At 73.2% G+C, this 17,961-nt stretch carries 15 protein-coding genes; 7 read left to right on the top strand and 8 right to left on the bottom strand.

All coding sequences use genetic code 11. The features are described from left to right. Positions 1-97: 97 nt before the first annotated feature. Complete coding sequence (locus tag ACGFIR_RS09190; protein WP_393144089.1) at positions 98-844, bottom strand: hypothetical protein; 747 nt, start codon at positions 842-844, stop codon at positions 98-100. Between the two features lie 133 nt (positions 845-977). On the opposite strand from ACGFIR_RS09190, the gene ACGFIR_RS09185 reads away from it, so the two are divergent. The 3 genes from ACGFIR_RS09185 (at position 978) to ACGFIR_RS09175 (ending at position 4,963) form a co-directional block, all read left to right on the top strand. Beyond that, positions 978-1,577 carry a TetR/AcrR family transcriptional regulator gene (locus tag ACGFIR_RS09185; protein ID WP_393144087.1) on the top strand — a complete coding sequence of 200 codons (600 nt, stop codon included), beginning with the start codon at positions 978-980 and terminating at the stop codon, positions 1,575-1,577. Next, on the top strand, positions 1,574-3,202 hold the full coding sequence (locus ACGFIR_RS09180; RefSeq protein ID WP_393144085.1) for an acyl-CoA dehydrogenase family protein: 1,629 nt from the start codon (positions 1,574-1,576) through the stop codon (positions 3,200-3,202). The genes ACGFIR_RS09185 and ACGFIR_RS09180 overlap by 4 nt, the downstream gene beginning before the upstream one ends. Positions 3,203-3,379: 177 nt before the next feature. Then, positions 3,380-4,963 carry a DHA2 family efflux MFS transporter permease subunit gene (locus ACGFIR_RS09175; protein ID WP_393144083.1) on the top strand — a complete coding sequence of 528 codons (1,584 nt, stop codon included), beginning with the start codon at positions 3,380-3,382 and terminating at the stop codon, positions 4,961-4,963. A 130-nt stretch (positions 4,964-5,093) separates the two neighbouring features. Here ACGFIR_RS09175 and ACGFIR_RS09170 read toward each other — a convergent pair whose 3' ends face one another. The 5 genes from ACGFIR_RS09170 to ACGFIR_RS09150 form a co-directional block, all read right to left on the bottom strand. Then, entirely contained in the window at positions 5,094-6,980 is a 1,887-nt protein-coding gene (locus ACGFIR_RS09170) for an ATP-binding cassette domain-containing protein (RefSeq protein WP_393006334.1), read from the bottom strand. A 284-nt stretch (positions 6,981-7,264) separates the two neighbouring features. Beyond that, positions 7,265-8,164 carry a bile acid:sodium symporter family protein gene (locus ACGFIR_RS09165; protein WP_393006256.1) on the bottom strand — a complete coding sequence of 300 codons (900 nt, stop codon included), beginning with the start codon at positions 8,162-8,164 and terminating at the stop codon, positions 7,265-7,267. 161 nt (positions 8,165-8,325) lie between these two features. Then, entirely contained in the window at positions 8,326-9,864 is a 1,539-nt protein-coding gene (locus tag ACGFIR_RS09160) for a TROVE domain-containing protein (RefSeq protein WP_393144081.1), read from the bottom strand. A gap of 514 nt (positions 9,865-10,378) precedes the next feature. Then, the gene (locus ACGFIR_RS09155) at positions 10,379-11,638 is read right to left on the bottom strand and encodes a family 16 glycosylhydrolase (RefSeq protein ID WP_393006252.1); all 1,260 of its coding nucleotides are present in this window, start codon (positions 11,636-11,638) and stop codon (positions 10,379-10,381) included. A gap of 112 nt (positions 11,639-11,750) precedes the next feature. After that, positions 11,751-12,527, bottom strand: a complete 777-nt coding sequence (locus ACGFIR_RS09150) for an IclR family transcriptional regulator (RefSeq protein ID WP_393006250.1) — start codon at positions 12,525-12,527, stop codon at positions 11,751-11,753. A gap of 54 nt (positions 12,528-12,581) precedes the next feature. On the opposite strand from ACGFIR_RS09150, the gene eda reads away from it, so the two are divergent. After that, the gene (gene eda, locus ACGFIR_RS09145; protein WP_393006248.1) at positions 12,582-13,247 is read left to right on the top strand and encodes a bifunctional 4-hydroxy-2-oxoglutarate aldolase/2-dehydro-3-deoxy-phosphogluconate aldolase; all 666 of its coding nucleotides are present in this window, start codon (positions 12,582-12,584) and stop codon (positions 13,245-13,247) included. 3 nt (positions 13,248-13,250) lie between these two features. After that, the gene (locus ACGFIR_RS09140; RefSeq protein WP_393006246.1) at positions 13,251-14,345 is read left to right on the top strand and encodes a sugar kinase; all 1,095 of its coding nucleotides are present in this window, start codon (positions 13,251-13,253) and stop codon (positions 14,343-14,345) included. 37 nt (positions 14,346-14,382) lie between these two features. Here ACGFIR_RS09140 and ACGFIR_RS09135 read toward each other — a convergent pair whose 3' ends face one another. Then, the gene (locus tag ACGFIR_RS09135; protein ID WP_393006244.1) at positions 14,383-15,183 is read right to left on the bottom strand and encodes a crotonase/enoyl-CoA hydratase family protein; all 801 of its coding nucleotides are present in this window, start codon (positions 15,181-15,183) and stop codon (positions 14,383-14,385) included. 205 nt (positions 15,184-15,388) lie between these two features. Continuing rightward, positions 15,389-16,090, bottom strand: coding sequence for a 2-phosphosulfolactate phosphatase (locus ACGFIR_RS09130; RefSeq protein ID WP_393006242.1), 702 nt, complete (start codon positions 16,088-16,090; stop codon positions 15,389-15,391). 87 nt (positions 16,091-16,177) lie between these two features. Between ACGFIR_RS09130 and ACGFIR_RS09125 the strand changes: the two genes are divergently transcribed. Together ACGFIR_RS09125 and ACGFIR_RS09120 are read left to right on the top strand one after the other, a co-directional pair. Next, positions 16,178-17,209 (top strand): MBL fold metallo-hydrolase, encoded by a 1,032-nt coding sequence (locus ACGFIR_RS09125; RefSeq protein WP_393006240.1) that lies wholly within the window; start codon positions 16,178-16,180, stop codon positions 17,207-17,209. Between the two features lie 82 nt (positions 17,210-17,291). Further along, positions 17,292-17,924: a hypothetical protein gene (locus ACGFIR_RS09120; protein WP_393006238.1), complete on the top strand. Its 633-nt coding sequence runs from the start codon at positions 17,292-17,294 to the stop codon at positions 17,922-17,924. Positions 17,925-17,961 lie beyond the last annotated feature (37 nt).

Below are 17,961 nucleotides of genomic sequence, written 5' to 3'. Positions count from 1 at the left end.
CGCACCGCCCGGCCCACGGGGCCGGGCGCCGGCTGCGGCCCAAGGGGCACTTCCGAGACGGGAGTGCCCCTTCGCCGTTCCCGGCAGCCGCGCGCGGCTAGCCGCGCTTGTCCCACCGGTCGGCGTCGGGGAGGGCCAGCAGCTGTACGAGGTCGCGCAGCTCGGCGGACGCGCCGTGTTCCCGCAGCACGGCCGGCGCGTGCCGCAGCACCCACATCGACAGCGCGAGGCACGCCGTGTCCTCCCCGTCCCGCCAGCTCGACCAGGGCAGCCGGTTGACGACCAGGTCGTACATCCACTCGTCGGCCGCCGCGGCCAGCCGCCGACGCGCAGTCGGATCGGCCAGCAGGCGCGCCCACGTGTCCAGCCACGGGGCGAGCTGCCCGGTGACCTCGGCGACGAAGGCCAGTGCCTCGTGGGCGGGGACCTTCGCCCCGGGAACGACCAGGGTGTGCTGCCACCAGGCCGTCAGGAACTCCCGCACGGCGTCGCGTTGCGCGGCGGGCCAGTCCTGCCAGCGGCCCTTGACGAACAGGCGGGCCAGGGGGTCCATTCCGGAGGCGGAGTCCTCCTCGCCTGCCGCGAGGCGTCGGGTCACCGGGGGCAGGATGCGGCGCAGCAGAGGCCCCGGGTACTGCCAGTCCGTCGTCCAGTACGTGCGGCGGAGAAGGTCCTCGTCGAGCGGCGCGTCCGGGGTCTTGAGCAGCGCCAACTCCTCGGCGCTGCCCCAGTGGCACGCGCAGTTGGACTCCCGCTGGTGGGCGGTCATGCCCTGGAAGGTGGCGGCCACGCCGGCCAGCGCCGCGTCCAGGCGGCGGCTCACGTCGGTCGGATCAGGGGTCACGGCGGGGCCGCCTTCGAGGACTCCGGGGCGTACGCCTGCCGAAGAGAGGGATCCTAGACCGCGTCGCGGGCGGGTCGTCCGCCAGCCTGGCGGGCCCTTGCCGTCAAGGATTGAATGGTGGTTCAATCCTTGCGTGGTCTACCGGAGCACCGAGCGCGTGAAGGCCCGGCTGAGCGCGTCCCGGGAACGGATCGTCACCGCCGCGCTGGAGCTCATGGCCGAGCACGGCTACGCCGGCTGCTCCGTCGCCGCCGTCGCCGAGCGGGCCGGGATGGCCACGGGCAGCGTCTACCGGCACTTTCCCACCAAGGCCGACCTGGTCGCCGAGGTGTTCCGCACGGCCTCGCAGCGGGAGGTCGACGCGGTGGCGCGCGCGGCGGCGCTGGAGGGCACCGTCGCCGAGCGGGTCACCGCCGTCATCGAGACGTTCTCCGGCCGGGCGCTGCGCTCGCCCCGGTTGGCGTACGCGCTGCTCGCCGAGCCGGCCGACCCGGCGGTCGACGCCGAGCGGCTCGTCTTCCGTCGCGCGTACGCCGAGCTGATCGCCGGCCACGTCGCGCAGGGGGTGGCGAGCGGCGAGCTTCCCCCGCAGGATCCCGAGCTGACCGCCACCGCGTTGGTCGGCGCCCTGGCCGAGGCGATGGTCGGCCCCCTGGCCGCCGGGGTCGCCGGCCCCCGCACCATTCCGCACCTGATCACGTTCCTCCACCGCGCGCTGGGAGTGTCGCCGTGACGACGCACGAGGTCCTCAACCAGGTTCCGCCGCTGGTCGGTCACGACACGGCCGACGACGCGGCGCTGCTCGACGGGCTCGACCGCGAGGGCGCCGGCTGGGCCGCCGCCGAGCTGCACGAGCTGGGCCGCCTCGGCGGGGGCGAGCAGGCGATCGAGCAGGGGCGGCTGGCCAACGAGCACCCGCCGATCCTGCGGACCCACGACCGGCACGGTCACCGCGTCGACGAGGTGGAGCTCCACCCGGCCTGGCACGAGCTGATGCGTACCGCGGTCACGCACGGCCTGCACGCCGCACCGTGGGCGGACGACCGGCCCGGCGCGCACGTGGCGCGGGCCGCCAAGTTCTACACCTGGCGTCCCGACGCCGGGCACGGCTGCCCGATCTCGATGACCTACGCCGCGGTGCCGGCGCTGCGGCACGCCCCGGAGCTGGCCGCGCGCTACGAGCCGCTGCTCACCGCCACGTCGTACGACTTCGGGCTGCGTGCGCCGCTGGGCAAGCGAGGGCTGCTGGCCGGCATGTCGATGACGGAGAAGCAGGGCGGCTCGGACGTACGCGCCAACACCACCACCGCCCGCCCCGAGCCCGACGGCACCTACCGGCTGCTCGGGCACAAGTGGTTCACGTCGGCGCCGATGTGCGACCTCTTCCTCACCCTCGCCCAGGCCCCGGGCGGGCTCACCTGCTTCCTCGTCCCGCGCGTCCTGCCCGACGGCACGCGCAACCCGATGCGGCTGATGCGCCTCAAGGACAAGCTCGGCAACCGCTCCAACGCCTCGGCCGAGATCGAGTACGAGCACGCGGTCGCCTGGCGGGTCGGTGACGAGGGCCGCGGCGTACGCACCATCATCGACATGGTCAACCTCACCCGACTCGACTGCGTCATCGGCGCGGCGGCCGGCATGCGCCAGGGCGTGATCACGGCCGCCCACCACGCCGCCCACCGGCAGGCCTTCGGCCGGTACCTCGCCGATCAGCCCCTGATGCGCAACGTGCTCGCCGACCTCGCGGTCGAGTCCGAGGCCGCCACCGTCCTGATGATGCGGCTCGCCGGGGCGACCGACCGGTCCGCGCGCGGCGACAAGGGCGAGAGCGCGTTCAAGCGACTCGCCCTCGCCGTCGGCAAGTACTGGGTCTGCAAGCGCTGGCCGGGGCACGCCGCCGAGGCCCTCGAATGCCTGGGCGGCAACGGCTACGTCGAGGAGTCGGGCATGCCGAGGCTGTTCCGCGAGTCCCCGCTGAACTCGATCTGGGAGGGCTCCGGCAACGTCGCCGCGCTGGACGTGTTGCGCGCCCTCGCCAGGGAACCCGAGGTGCTGGAGGCGTTCCGCGCCGAGGTGGGCGCCGCCGCCGGCGCCGACGCCCGGCTCGACGCCGCCGTGCGCCAGGTGCAGGCCGACCTGTCCGACCCCGACGACGTCGAACTGCGGGCCCGCCGCGTCGTCGAGCGGCTCGCCCTGGTCCTGCAGGGCTCGCTGCTGGTGCGGCACGGCCACCCCGCCGTCGCCGACGCCTTCTGCGCCTCGCGCCTCGGCGGCGACCACGGCCAGGCGTACGGCACGCTGCCGCGCGGCGTCGACTTCGCCGCGATCATCTCCCGTGCCGTACCGAAGGTGGGCTGACCGGACGCGTCGCGCGTCTCCCGATGCTTCGCCGGTCGCAAATCCGTCTGCTGCCGGCCGGAAATCCGTAGGCCGAACGTCGGTGCCGGTCGTTAGTCTCCCTGCGGACACTGCTCGCCACGGTCAGGTCCAGGCACGGCCGCGCGCCGGCCGACAACGGGGACTTCAGGAGAATTCGTGACACAGCAATCCATCGCGACCTCAGACAAGCTCGACGCGTCGGTACTCAAGGTGGCCGGGGTCGTCGTCCTCGGCGCGATCATGTCCATCCTCGACGTGACGGTCGTCACCGTCGCCCTGCCGACGTTCCAGCGCGAGTTCGACGCCTCGTACGCCGAGGTCGCCTGGACGATGACCGCCTACACGCTCGCACTGGCCACGGTGATCCCGCTCAGCGGCTGGGCCGCCGACCGGTTCGGCACCAAGCGGCTCTACATGATCGCCCTGGCGCTGTTCACGATCGGGTCGGGGCTGTGCGCCAGCGCCGACACGATCGGGCAGCTCATCGGCTTCCGCGTGCTCCAGGGCCTCGGCGGCGGCATGCTCCTGCCGCTGGGCATGACGATCATGACCCGGGCGGCCGGGCCGCACCGCATCGGCCGGCTGATGGCCGTCCTCGGCATCCCGATGCTGCTCGGCCCCATCGGAGGGCCGATCCTCGGAGGCTGGCTCATCGACGTCGCGAGCTGGCACTGGATCTTCCTGATCAACCTGCCGATCGGCGCCGTGGCGCTCGTCTACGCCGCCCTGGCACTGCCGAAGGACAACCCCGAGCCCTCCGAGTCGTTCGACTTCCTCGGCATGCTGATGCTCTCGCCGGGACTCGCCCTCTTCCTCTACGGCGTCTCCTCGCTGCCCGAGACCGGCACGTTCGCCGACGCCGAGGTGTGGGCGCCCATGCTGGTCGGCGGCCTGCTCCTGGTCGCCTTCGTCCGGTACTCCTTCACCACCCGGCACCCCCTGCTCGACCTGCGGCTGTTCGCCAACCGCAACCTCACCATCGCGACGGTGACCATGTTCGTGTTCATCATCGCGTTCATGGGTGCCGGTCTGCTGTTCCCCAGCTACTTCCTCCAGATCCGCGGCGAGACGACGCTGGCCGCCGGCCTGCTGATGGCGCCGCAGGGCATCGGCGCGATGATGACCATGCCGGTGGCCGGGATGCTGGCCGACCGGGTCCCCGTCGGCCGTACCGTGCCGTTCGCGCTGGCGCTCATCGCCCTCGGGTTCTTCACCTTCACCCAGATCGACCCGCAGACGTCGTACGTGCTGCTCTGCGGGTCGCTGTTCGTCATGGGCCTGGGCATGGGCGGCACCATGATGCCGATCATGACCTCGGCGCTGAAGACCCTGAAGGCCCACGACGTGGCACGCGGCTCCACGCTGGTGAACATCCTCCAGCAGATCGGCGGATCCGTCGGCGCCGCGACGATGTCGGTGATCCTCACCAGCGAGCTGAACGGCTCGCGGCCGATCCCCGGGGCGACCGGTCCGAGCGGTGCACCGGTGACCGAGGCCGGCCTCGCGATCGCCGTCCAGCAGCAGCCGGAGCTCACCAGGCAGTTCCCGGTCGATCCGTCGCTCATCGAGCGCGGCCTCGACTTCGCCGCCGGCTCCTTCGCCACCACGTTCTGGGTGGCGTTCGCGTTGGTGCTGGTCACGTTCATCCCGGCCGCGTTCCTGCCCCGCCGGCGCGAGCCGTCGCACCTGCTCGACGACCAGCAGGCGGGGCAGGCGAAGCCTCCCGTCATCATCCACTGAGGCGGCACCCGGGCCCCGGCAGCGCAACCGAGGGCCCGGGTGGCACCCGGTGGGCTGGGCTGCCCCGTGACGAACCGGCCCGGCGAGCCTCCCGCGAGCCGCGGCGACGCCGCCGGGCGGGACGGGGCAGTCAGCGCTGCCGTGGTGCTCGGGTCTGCTCGTCGTGGCTGCCGTCGTAGCCGGCGGCCTGGAGGGCGAACAGTTCGGCGTACCGGCCGCCGGCGGCGACGAGTTCGGCGTGGCTGCCCGCCTCCACCAGCGCGCCGTCGTGCAGGACGAAGATCCGGTCGGCGTGCCGGACGTTGGCCAGCCGGTGGGTGATGAGGATGGTGGTCGCCCGGCCCTGCCGGTCCCGGATGGCCTGGAACAGGGCGTCCTCGGCGCGTGGGTCGAGGGCGGAGGACGGCTCGTCCATGACCAGCAGTTCGGCGTCACGGAGGAAGCCCCGGGCGGCCGTGATGCGCTGCCACTGGCCGCCGGAGAGGTCCTGGCCCTTCGCGAACGTCCGGTCGAGCAGCGTCTCGTACCCGTGGGGCAGCTCCTGGATCATGTCGTGGGCGACGGCGCGGGCGGCGGCGGCCTCGATCCGGTCCTGCCGGGCCTCGCTCTCGACGTCGCCGACGGCGATGTTCGTCGCGGCCGTGAACGGCCACTTGTGGTATTCCTGCGTGACCACGGCGATGCGGGCCCGCAGACCGTTCAGGTTGCACTCCGACAGGGGACGACCGTTCCAGCAGATGACGCCGTCGGTGGGGGCGCGGAGGGTGGCGATCATCGCGGCGAGGGTCGACTTGCCGGAACCGTTCTCGCCCACGAAGGCCACCGTCTGGCCCGCCGTGATCGTCAGCGTCACGCCGTCGACGGCGGGGGTGTGCCGGTCGGGATAGCACAGGCTGACCTTGCGCACCGCCAGCTCGTGCAGGGGGCCGGGATCGGCCTCCGCGACGGGGCCGGGCAGGTAGGCGGCGGCGCGGGTCATGAACCCGGTGTAGTCGCTGAAGTGCTGGCCCTCGGTGTAGACGCGGTCCATCTGGAAGGTGACGATGGCCAGCGAGCGTTGCGCGGACTGCACCGCGACCACGCAGGTCGCCGCCGCCGCGAGCGGGATCTGACCGTCGATGAGCAGCAACCCGAGCAGGACGTAGACCACGGCGGTGGCGATCCCGCCGATCATCGCCCCGACCGTGGTGGTCGTGGTGACCCGGCGGGCGAGGGCCAGCTCGATGTCGGTCTCCACCTCCATCACCCGGTCGTACTGGTCCAGCAGGAACCGGCGCAGCCCGTAGGAGCGCAGCTCCGGCGCCGAGGCCCGCTCGGCCATCAGCCGGTGCAGCAGCCACAGCCGCCGTCGCCGCACCGAGCCGGCCGTGTAGGTGCGGTACCGCAGGTGCCCGGCCCGCAGCGACGCCCAGGCCTTGGGCAGCGTCGCGACCAGCAGCGCCAGCAGCAGCAACGGGTGGATGACGACGACGGCGACCGCCACGGCGAGCAGGCCGGCCAGCCCGGCGAGCAGGTTCATCGACGACTCCACGAGGGCGACCGTCGACTCGGTGCCGCGCGAGGCCCGCTCCATGTCGTCGGCGAACGCGTCGGCGTCGAACGCCTCCAGCCGTACCGCCGTGGAGACCTCGAACAGACCGCGCTCCACCTCCCGGCTCACCCGCGGCGTGAGGCCGTTCTGCGCGTACCCGGTGGCGATGCCCATGCCGGCGCGTAGCGCGGTCGCCCCCGCCAGCACGGCGAGCGCGGGCATCGCGGCGATCACCTTGTCCGCCGTCGGGCCCCCGGCGAACAGCTCCACGAGCACCCGCTGGGTGGCCAGCAGCCCGAAGGCGGCCATGATCCCGCCGCCGAGCGTCGCGGCGGCCACCACCGAGGTGCGGAGCCGATCGGCCCGCCAACTGGTCCGCACCGCCGTCCAGACGAGCCGGGGCAGTTCGGCGAACACGGCGAACAGCCCGGCCTCCGCCCGGGCCAGCATTCCTGTCTCCCAGAACATGGTCCGCAGCTCCGGCAGGACCGGCTCCGCCGGTGTCTGCGGTTGCGGCGTGGTGTCCCGTTCGGTGCGGGTGGCGGCTCCGGTCACGGGCGGTCTCCTCGCTGCGCGGTGACGTGGTCGTCGGTCGCGACCGGGGTGTGACAGGCGGGCGGCGGGAACACCTCCGCCACCACGCCGTCAACCCGCAGCGTTCGACCAACTACCAATAGTCACCGTCGGTGGCCCGCCGGTCCATCCCCCGTTGCAGGGAAGATGGTGCGGTTCCCGGCTGGCCGCCCAGCGCCGGAGGGGTACGCCCCCGTTCACGCCGCCCTGGTCTGCTCGCGCGTCGGCTCGTCCGAGGCGCTGCCACGGCGTGCGGCGACGAAGCCGAAGGCGGCGGCGGTGAAGAACATCAGGATGCCGTAGATGGCCGCCGGCATGCCGATGTCGGTGTTGTCGAGCAGGGCCGGGCTGAGCGCGATCGTGATGGCCAGGGTGGCGTTGTGGACGCCGATCTCGAACGACGACGCGACGGAATCCCGGTGCCCGACGCGCAGCAGGCGGGGCGCCGCGTACCCGATGGCCAGGCTGAGCAGGTTGAACAGCAGGGCGATGAGGCCGACCGCGCCGATGGTGGCGGCGAGTTCGTCCTTGACGCCGAGCACCGCGCCGATGATCACGACGACGAGGACCACGATGGAGAGGATCTTCACCGGTCGCTGCATGCGTTCGGCGAACCCGGGCCGTCGCTGGCGGATGACCATGCCGATCACGATCGGGATGAGCACCAGGGCGAAGACCTGGAGCACCTTGTCGAACTGGAGGCCGAGCGAGCTGTCCGAGCCCATGAACGCGGCGACGGAGAGGTTGACGATCAGGGGCAGCGTGAACAGGGCGAGCACCGAGTTGATGGCGGTCAGGGTGACGTTGAGCGCGACGTTGCCCTTGAACAGGTGGCTGTAGAGGCTGGCGGTGCTGCCGCCGGGGGAGGCGGCGAGCAGCATCATGCCGACCGCCAGCTCCGGGCGCAGGTCGGCGGCGAGCACCAGGCCCAGACAGACGGCCGGCAGGACCAGCATCTGGCAGACCAGGGAGACGACGACGGCCCGGGGGTAGGCGACGACGCGGCGGAAGTCGGCCACGGTGAGGGTGAGGCCGAGGCCGAGCATCACGATGCCCAGCGCGACCGGGAAAAGCACGAGCGACAGACCGGTACTCACGGTGCGGGGCCTCCTGATCGCGGTACGCCAGGGATCACCGGATCCTCACACCATGACGGTGCGCTCGCATCTTGCAATGTGCGAAGACCACCGTCAATGGGCCGTTCGCCCGCCCCGCACGCGCCGGCCGGGGGTGGCAGGGCCGGCGCGTGCGGGGCGGGTCAGAAGGGCCAGCGGCCGCGCGTACCCGCCTCGACGAGCGAAATCATCGCGAACGCGGCGTCGGACAGCCCGCCGTACGTGTGCCGGTCACCGGTCGTCGGCGTGTGCCCGACCCGGTAGCCGGCCAGGTTCCACGTGTACACGGGGACCCGCGCTGGCACGGCGGCCGCGACGTCCCCCGCGCCGTGCGCGTACGCCTGCTCGTCGGTCAGGACGACCACCCGGTCGTGCCGGTCGTAGTGCCGGCGGATCGCGCCCTCGGTATCGGTCCCGCCACCATGGAAGTGGCCGTCGTCCTTGAACCGCCGTACCGCCCCCAGCACCGACTCGCCTGCGACGGTCGGGAACACCGTGGTGTGGTGGGAGAAGGAGACCACGGTCGCGTCCTGCGCCCGGGCGGCCAGCGCGAGGCCGAACACGGCGGCGGCGTCCCAGCGGAGCAGCGTGCCGTCCCGGCTGAACGAGGCGGCCATCGATCCCGAGGTGTCGATCAGGATCAGGGTCCGCGCGTCCAGGGCGGGGACGTTCGCCAGCGCGTGCTGCAGCGCCTGCTCCAACGGGTACGCCCACCGCAGGCTCGGCGCCGCGTTGTACGCCGACAGGTACCTCATCGGCAGCACGCGTGACCGGGCGACCTCGCCGGGATCGGCCAGCCTCGCCGCCACCGTCGCCGCGACGTCGTCGCCGACGCCCGCCCGGTCGAAGTTGCGCAGGTTGCGCAGCAGCGCCAGGTAGCCCATGGTCGGGATGACCGCCTCCCACGCCGTGGCGTCCATCGCGCTCTGCCGCCAGCCCGCGAGGGACTCCCAGGTCATGCCCGCCGCGTCCAGCACCGCCGGATCGGTGACCGCCCCGCGGCGCTCGACCGGCAACCCCATCAGTTCGGCCCGCGCGGCCAGCACCGTCAGGGACGCGGGCAGCGGGTTGTCGCGCCGGTGCCGGCGGTCCAACGCGTGCCGGAACAGGTCGCCCTGCCGCTCGTCCCTGGCCCTCGGATGGGTCAGGTCGATGACGTCGCCGAAGCGCACCGCGCTGCCGTCGGCGTCGTACCTGAGCAGGCTGCGCTCGTGGTACAGCCGCACCGCCGCGTCGGCGATGCCCCGCTTGACCGGCTTGGGCATCGTCCGGCCGTGCCGCCCCAGCCAGTACGCGACGGCCTCGCCCGGCTCGTCGGCCCGCTGCAACGCCGAGTCCACCACCGCCCGGGAGCCCGGGACACCGGCCGCGACCTGTGCGCGGGCACCCTCCAGGGCGGCCACGACGGACGCCGTACGCACCATCGCGCCGGTGCGCAGCCAGCGTACGAACCGGGCGAACCAGTCGGGATCGGCGACGGCGACGGCGGTGACCAACTCGCGGAACCGCGCTTCCCGCTCGGCGGCGCCCTCGTAGAAGGTGTCCTCGCCGACCATGTGCGACACGCCCAACAGGAACAGCTCGGCGCGCGGCTCGCGGACGAAACCGGGCGCGCCCTCGGCGGTCAGGACCCGACCGGCCCCCGCCTGGCTGTTGCGTACCTTGAGGTTGAACCTGGCCATCGCGTCCCCCACGCAACAGGCGGGCGGACACGACCCACCCCGGCACCCGAGACCGAGCCGGCGGCGGATGTCCGCCGTGCGCACCCCCCGTGGGTGGCCGGCGGTGAGACCCCATGGGGGACCCGGGAAGCAACCGTCGCCTGCGCACCGAGTGCCGGTGCGGTCGCGCCTCCCGAGATCAGAGCGGCAACGGAGACTGGCCCTCGCGGGCCAAGGTGACCTGGGCTGCTGGTCGACACCGCCAGCCGGCGGCGGCGGGATTTGCACCCGCGTCTCCCCGTGGGAAGCGGAAGTAGCCGTTGCCTACGCACCGGGAGGTGCGCGACGACGGTAAGCGGTCCTCGCGTACGCCGGCAAGCCACTTTCGTGCGCGCCGCGCCGGCCCGGTGTCCGCCCGGCCTGCTTCGGGGCGCTGCGGGCCCGGCTGTCGCCGCCGCCCCGCCCGGCCGGTCGTGCCGGGGCCGGGCGGGGCGGGGCGGCGGCGAGGTGTCGTCACCCCGGGCAGAGGTCTTCGTCAGACGCGCGACCACTTCTGGTTGGCGTCGCCGGTGCAGTCCCACAGCTGGAGCTTGCCCCCGTTGTTGGGGTTGCGGTCCCGTACGTCGACGCAGCGGTTCGCGCTCAGGTTGACCAGGTCGCCGGCGGCGTTGAGCGTGAAGCGTTGCGCCGGGTTGCCGTTGCAGGTGACGAGGTTGACCTCGGTGCCGTTCGCCGTGCCGGCCCAGGCCGGGTCCATGCACTTGCCCATCGCGCGGACGGTGCCGTCGGCGGCGAACGTCCAGGCCTGCGCGACGGTGCCGTTGCAGTCCCAGATCTGCAGCTTGGCCCCGTCGACCGGGTCGGCGCTGGGGATGTCGATGCAGCGCCCGCTGAGCGCGCCCCTGATCGCGGTGGTGCCCGGCGGGTTGCCGCCCGAGGTGTAGCCCGAGACGCGTACGTAGTCGACGAGCATCTGCTGCGGGAACTGCGTGGAGGCGTCGGGGTAGCCGGGCCAGTTCCCGCCCACCGCCACGTTGAGGAGCATGAAGAACGGGTGGTCGAACACCCACCGGTTGCCGCCGAGCCGACCCGGGTCGACCCGGTGGTACTCGACGCCGTCGAGGTACCAGATGATGGAGTTCGGTTCCCAGTCCACCCGGTAGGTGTGGAAGGCGTCGGCGAGCGGGGCGCCGATGGTGCGGCTGCCGGTGATGCCGCCGCCACCCGAGTAGCCGGGGCCGTGGATGGTGCCGTAGACGGTGTTGGGCTCCCGGCCGATGTTCTCCATGATGTCGATCTCGCCCGCGTTCGGCCAGCCCACGCTGCCCATGTCGTTGCCCAGCATCCAGAACGCCGGCCAGATGCCCTGGCCGCGCGGGATCTTGATGCGGGCCTCGAAGCGGCCGTACGCCTGGGTGAACGTCGCCGCCGTCAGCAGCCGGGCCGAGGTGTACTCGCACCGACCGTAGTGGCACTGGTAGTTGGCGGGGTTCTCCCGGCGGGCGGTGATGACCAGGTTGCCCTGGCCGTCGTGCACGGCGTTGCTCGTGCTGTTCGTGTAGTACTGCCGCTCGTTGTTGCCCCAGCCGCCACCGCCGATGTCGAAGCGCCACTTGCTCTGGTCGACGGGCGTGCCGGCGGCGGCGTTGAACTCGTCCTGCCAGGTGATTCCCCCGATGGCGGCCTGGGCCGGTTCGGGGTCGACCGGCACGGCGAGGGCCGCCGTGGCGCCGATGATCGCGGTCGCGGCGAGGGCGAGCGCCCACGGCCGTCGACGGGTACGGACTCTGAACATGGCGGACCTCCTGGGCACGGCGGCGGCGGACGCGGTCAGAGAGCGCTCTCCCAGAGAAGTCTGTCGATATTTCGACACATCTGTCAAGAACGTTGCCTGATGCCGGCGTCGATCAGGCGGTGGAGACCAGGCCGCGCGCCGCCCGGACCTGGTCGACGGCCCGGCGCAGGGCGGCCACGATGCGCTCCTCGCCGGCGGCACCCAGCCGGGCCACCGGCACCGACAGGCTGATCGCGTCGGTCGCCGGCGCCGCCAGGGGTACGGCGGTCGCGAAGCAGACGATGCCCTCGGTGTTCTCCTCGCGGTCCACCGCGTACCCCCGCTCCCGGACGGCGGCCAACTCGGCACGCAGCGCGTCGGGGTCGGTGACGGTGTGCGGGGTGAGCGCGGGCAGCGGCCAGTCCAGCAGCCCGTCGAGCGCCTCGTCCGGGCGCTCGGCCAGCAGCGCCTTGCCCAGGGCGGTGGCGTGGGCGGGCAGTTGCCGGCCGATCGCGCTGTAGAGCCGCAGCGGGTGCACGGACTCGCGCTTCGCGAGGTACACGATGTGCGCGCCGTCCAGCCGTCCGAGGTGGACGGTCTCGCCGAACTGCCGCGACAGGTCGTCGAGTACCCCGCCGAGCAGGCCCACCGTGTCGTCGCTGGTGAGGTACGCGGCACCGACCTGGAGGGCGCGCACCCCGAGCCCGAACCGGGTGCCGGTCGGGTCGCTCTCCACCCAGCCGCGCTGGGCCATCGTGCGCAGGATGCCGTGCAGGCTGCTCTTCGGGATCTCCAGCGCGCGGGCCAGGTCGACCAGGGAACGTCGCTGCGGCGAGGCGGCCAGTGCCTCCAGCACCTCCAGCGTGCGGGTGGAGGACTTCACGGGTTGGAACCCGCCGGGCAGCGTCATGGGCGCCACTCTAGCGGGGTTGACAGGCCGGACGGCAGCGCTAGGGTCACATATGTGACTGGCGTACAGAATGATGAACAGAGGCGGGCGGTCGTCGCGGCCGTCGGCGCGACCCGGATCCTGCCGGTCGTCGTGCTCGACGACGCCCGCGACGGCGCCCCACTTGCCGACGCGCTCGTCCGGGGCGGGCTGCGTTCGGCCGAGGTGACCTTCCGCACCGACGCCGCCGCCGAGGCGATCCGCGTCATGTCCGAGCGACCCGACCTGCTCGTCGGCGCCGGCACGGTGCTGACCCCGGCCCAGGTCGACCGCGCCGTCGAGGCCGGCGCCCGGTTCGTCGTCACCCCCGGGTTCTCCCCGGCGGTCGTCCGGCGCTGCCAGGAGGCGGGCGTGCCCGTGTTCCCCGGTGTCGCCACCGGCACCGAGATCCAGATGGCCCTCGACGCCGGGCTGGACACGGTCAAGTTCTTTCCCGCCGAGCAGCTCGGCGGCGTCGCGATGATCAAGGCGCTCGCCGCGCCGTACCGTGCCGTGCGGTTCATTCCGACCGGCGGGGTCAACACCGGCAACCTCTCCGACTACCTGGCCCTGCCCGCCGTGCTGGCGGTCGGTGGCACCTGGATGGTCGCCCCGGACCTGCTCGCCGCCGGGCGTTGGGACGAGGTCGCCGCCCGCACCGCCGCGGCCGTCGACGCCGCCCGACCCGCCGTGGAGGACTGAGCCGTGCTGTCGATCCGGCCGGCCGGGGAGTGCCGGTACGACCTGGTCTCCCTCGGCGAGGTGATGCTGCGGCTCGACCCGGGCGAGGGCCGGGTGCGCACGGCCCGTACCTTCCGCGCCTTCGAGGGCGGCGGCGAGTACAACGTGGCCCGGGGCCTGCGCCGCTGCTTCGGGCTGCGTACCGCCGTGGTCACCGCGTTCGCCGACAACGAGGTGGGGCGGCTGCTGGAGGACCTCGTGCTCCAGGGCGGGGTGGACACGTCCCTGGTCACCTGGCTGCCCTACGACGGGGTCGGCCGCGCCGTGCGCAACGGGCTCAACTTCACCGAGCGCGGCTTCGGCGTCCGAGGCGCCGTCGGCACCTCCGACCGTGGCCACAGCGCCGCCAGCCAACTCCGGCCCGAACAGGTGGACTGGGACCACCTGTTCGGCACGCTCGGGGTGCGGTGGCTGCACACCGGCGGCATCTACGCGGCCCTGTCCGAGACCACCCCGCAGACCATGGAGGCGGCGATGGCCGCCGCCGCCCGGCACGGCACCGTCGTCTCGTACGACCTGAACTACCGGCCCAGCCTCTGGAAGGCGATCGGCGGCCAGGCCCGCGCGCGGGAGGTCAACCGCCGGTTGGCCCGCTACGTCGACGTGATGATCGGCAACGAGGAGGACTTCACCGCCTCGCTCGGCTTCGAGGTGCCCGGCACCGACGCCTCGCTGTCCGAGCTGGAGGTGGCCAACTTCCAGCGGATGATCGAGGCGGCCACCAAGGAGTACGACAACTTCAAGGTCGTCGCCACCACCCTGCGCGCGGTGCGTACCGCCACCGTCAACGACTGGGGCGCGATCGCCTGGGCCGACGGCGGCTTCGTCGAGGCGACCCACCGGCCCGCCCTGGAGATCATGGACCGGGTCGGCGGCGGCGACAGCTTCGCCTCCGGCCTGATCTACGGCCTGCTGGAGAAGGGCGACCTGGCCACGGCCGTCGAGTACGGTGCGGCGCACGGCGCGCTGGCGATGACCACCCCCGGTGACACCTCGATGGCCAGCCTCCGGGAGGTCGAGGCGCTCGTCCGGGGCGCCGGCGCGCGCGTCCAGCGCTGAACTCGCGCCGGCGCGTCAGCGGCACCCGGCGGCCGGCTCACTCCCCGGTGAAGTGCGGGTCGCGCCGGTCGAGGAAGGCCCGGACCGCCTCGTCGTGGTCGCGGGTCTGGTGCGCCAGCGCCTGCATCGCGGCGGAGAGTTCCAGGATGCTGTCGAGGCTCTGGTGCTGCGCCTCGCGTAGCAGCTTCTTGGCCATCCGTACGGCGTGCGGAGGGTTCGCCGCCACCCGGTCCGCCAGCCGGCGCGCCTCGGTGAGCAGGTCCTCGTGCGGCACGACCCGGGAGACCAGCCCCCACTCCAGGGCGGTCGCCGCGTCGACCCGGTCCCCGGTCAGCGTCATCTCTGCGGCCCGGGCGGCGCCGACGGCCCGGGGCAGCAGCCAGGCGCCGCCGTCGCCGGGGATGATGCCGAGCTTGACGAAGCTCTCCGCGAAGAACGCCCGCTCCGAGGCGATCCGCAGGTCGCACATGAGCGCCAGGTCGCAGCCGGCGCCGACCGCCGCTCCGTTCACCGCCGCGATCAGCGGCACGTCGCACGCGTACATGGCCCGGGGGATCCGCTGGATGCCGCGGCGGTAGCCGTCGCGCAACTCGTGCGGGGCGCCGCCGAAGAGGCCGACCCGGTCCGCCATGTCCTTGACGTTGCCGCCGGCGGAGAAGGCGCTGCCCGCGCCGGTGAGGATGACCGCCCGGACCGTCCGGTCGGCGTTGACCGCGTCGACCCGGGCCACCAACGCGTCGATCACGTCGTCACCGGAGATGGGGTTGCGGGCCTCCGGCAGGTTGATCGTCCACGTTTCCACGGGACCGTCCCGCTCGACGAGAACCGGGTCGTCCACGCGCGTCTCCTCCGTGTGCTGCTGATTCGGCCTGCCCCGAAACCAACCACACGCCCGTCCCGCCGGCAAGGCGGGGGTGCGCGACGGCTGGCCGGCGGAGTCGCCGGTCGTCGTCCATGCCGCCCGACGCTCGTCCAGGCCGCCGAGCTGATACGGCGCGCCGGGCACCCGGCCGTGCGGGACGGCAGGTGGCGGGGCCACCGGGTCAGCCGCTCGCAGCCACCGGCCTGACGACGGCGTCGCCGTCCCGGTCGTCCACGAGCATGGCGAAGGCGAACCGGTCGTGCTCCAGGCACAGCGGGAGGTCGTCGGCGTGGGTGCCCTGGTAGCCACGCCGTACGCCCGCCACCAGCTCGGCCGCGGCCGCGGACCGCGCGGCCCGGTCGACGAACGGGGTGGCGGCCACCGACGGGTCCCGCGTCAGGGCGGCGATGTACTCGGCACAGGCGCGATCCTCGTCGGCCTGCCCGTCGTCGCCGGTGACGAGGTACGTGACGTCGGCGGGCCGGTGACGTCGGAGCTCACGGGCCGTGGCCCCGGCCACGACGAAGCTGGCACAGACAACCCGTGTGGCGTGCCGCGCGGCGAGCGCGCCCACGGTGCCGGAGGTCGTCGTCTGGATCACGGTGCGCCCGGCGAGGTCGAGCCTCGACACGAGACCCGGCGAGTTGACCGTGTCGAATCCCGCGGCCGGGGGGCCGTCCTTCACCGTGAGCGCACCCGGGTAGCGCGCCGTGAGGGCCAGGGCCTGGTCGGGATCGGCCGCCAGCACGATCTTCTCGGCGCCCCGCGCGAACGCCCACGCCGCCACGGTGAACGCCCGGATGGTGTCGACGACGACCACGGTGTCCAGGTCGTCGTCGAGCTGCCGCATGCCCACGAAGTGCGAGGTGCCCGGCGGACCCACCTGACGTCTCCTCCCGTCGCCACGTGTGGCACGGGCCACCCTATCGACAGCCGGACCGCCGACCAGGGGCGAACTAGGGTCGTGGCCATGACCTCGGACAGCGGCAATCGCGACGACTGGACCACGCCCGGAACGTACGAGGTCGCCCCCGGCGTCCATCGTGTGCCGCTGCCCCTGCCCAACGACGGCCTGCGCGCGGTGAACGTGTACGTCCTGCGCGACGACGACGGTCTCGTCCTGGTCGACTCCGGATGGGCGAGGACCGAGGCGCGCTCCGCGCTCGAGGCGGCCCTCAAGGAGCTGGACTGCTCGCTCGCGGACGTGCGCCGGTTCCTCGTCACGCACGTCCACCGGGACCACTACACGCAGGCGGTGCACCTGCGCCGCGAGTACGGCATGAAGGTCAGCCTGGGCGCCGGCGAACGCGAGAGCCTGGCGGTCTCCATGGCGCCGGACCAGAGCCCGCTCACCGAGCAGTTCGACCGGCTACGGCTGCTGGGCGCGGGTGAGCTGGCCGACACGGCGACGAGGTTGGTCGGCCGGCGGCGGAGCATCACGGACTGGGAGATGCCGGACGACTGGTTCCACGACGGCCAGCAGATCAGGCACGGCGACCGCACCCTGGACGTCGTCGAGACGCCGGGCCACACGCGTGGGCACGTGGTCTTCCACGACACGGACTCCCGCCTGCTGTTCGCCGGGGACCACGTGCTGCCCAGCATCACGCCCTCGATCGGGTTCGAGGCCGTGCTCGCGCCGAACCCGCTCGGCGACTTCCTGGACTCGCTCGCGGTGGTGCGGCGGCGACCGGACGCGCTGCTGCTCCCGGCGCACGGGCCGGTGACCGCCAGCGTGCACGCGCGGGTCGACGAACTCGTCGCGCACCACGGGGCGCGGCTCGACGAGACGGAGGCCGCCGTCGCCCGTGGGGCGAGTACGGCGTACGAGGTCGCCGGGCAGCTGCGCTGGACCCGGCGGGAGCACCGGCTGGGCGACCTCGACGTGTTCAACGCGATGCTCGCCGTCACCGAGACCGGGGCACACCTGGAACTCCTCGTCGCGCAGGGCCGGCTGACCTGCTCCGACGTCGACGGGCTGCGCCGCTACGCTCCCGCGTGATCCGGCGGGCCCGCTGTCGGGGGCGCGCGTCGGGTGCCGGTCGGGTCAGCCGGGATCCGGCGCTGCCCCTACGATGCGGCGTATGGCGCTGTTGTACCGGGCGGAGATGCACCCCACGAAGCTCGCACTGCTGGCGGCGTGGCTGCCCGGCCGGCCGTGGTACCAGGGGTCGGTCGACGCCGACGTCGAGCGCGTGGCCGCGTACCGGTTCGACGATCCGGCCGGCGAGGTCGGCGTCGAGACGCTGCTCGTCAGGGCCGGCGACGGGCCGGTCCACCAGGTTCCGCTGACCTACCGTGGCGCGCCTCTCGACGGCGGCGACGACTGGCTCGTCGGCACCACCGAGCACTCCGTGCTCGGCCGCCGCTGGGTGTACGACGCCTGTGGGGACCCGGTCTACGCCGCGACGCTGGCCGCCGCCGTGCTGGCCGACGCCGGGCAGTCGGAGGAGTTCTTCGAGGTCGACGGCCGGCGGGAGTACCGGGGGCTGTCGATGGCCATCGCCGGCAGCGGCACCCGGGGCGCCGATGTCCCGCCGGTCGGCGCCGTACGCAGCGTGGTGGAGGACGACCTCACCCTCATCGTCACCGATTCCGTGGAGCTGGCCGTCGTCCGCCGCCCCGGCGCCGGCACCGCCTCGGACGGCGCCGTGCTGACCGGCACGTGGAGCGGCCAGCCGGATCCGCTGCCGCTGGCGTACGCCCGCCTGCGCTGAGGGGCCACGGCAGGCCGGCACCACTTCGAGGCGGCGT

Origin of the sequence: Micromonospora sp. NPDC049051, assembly GCF_043197575.1 — a bacterium.
Lineage (GTDB): Bacteria > Actinomycetota > Actinomycetes > Mycobacteriales > Micromonosporaceae > Micromonospora.
Note: the sequence above shows the minus strand (reverse complement) of the source record. Positions and strands in the feature narration are given on the sequence as shown.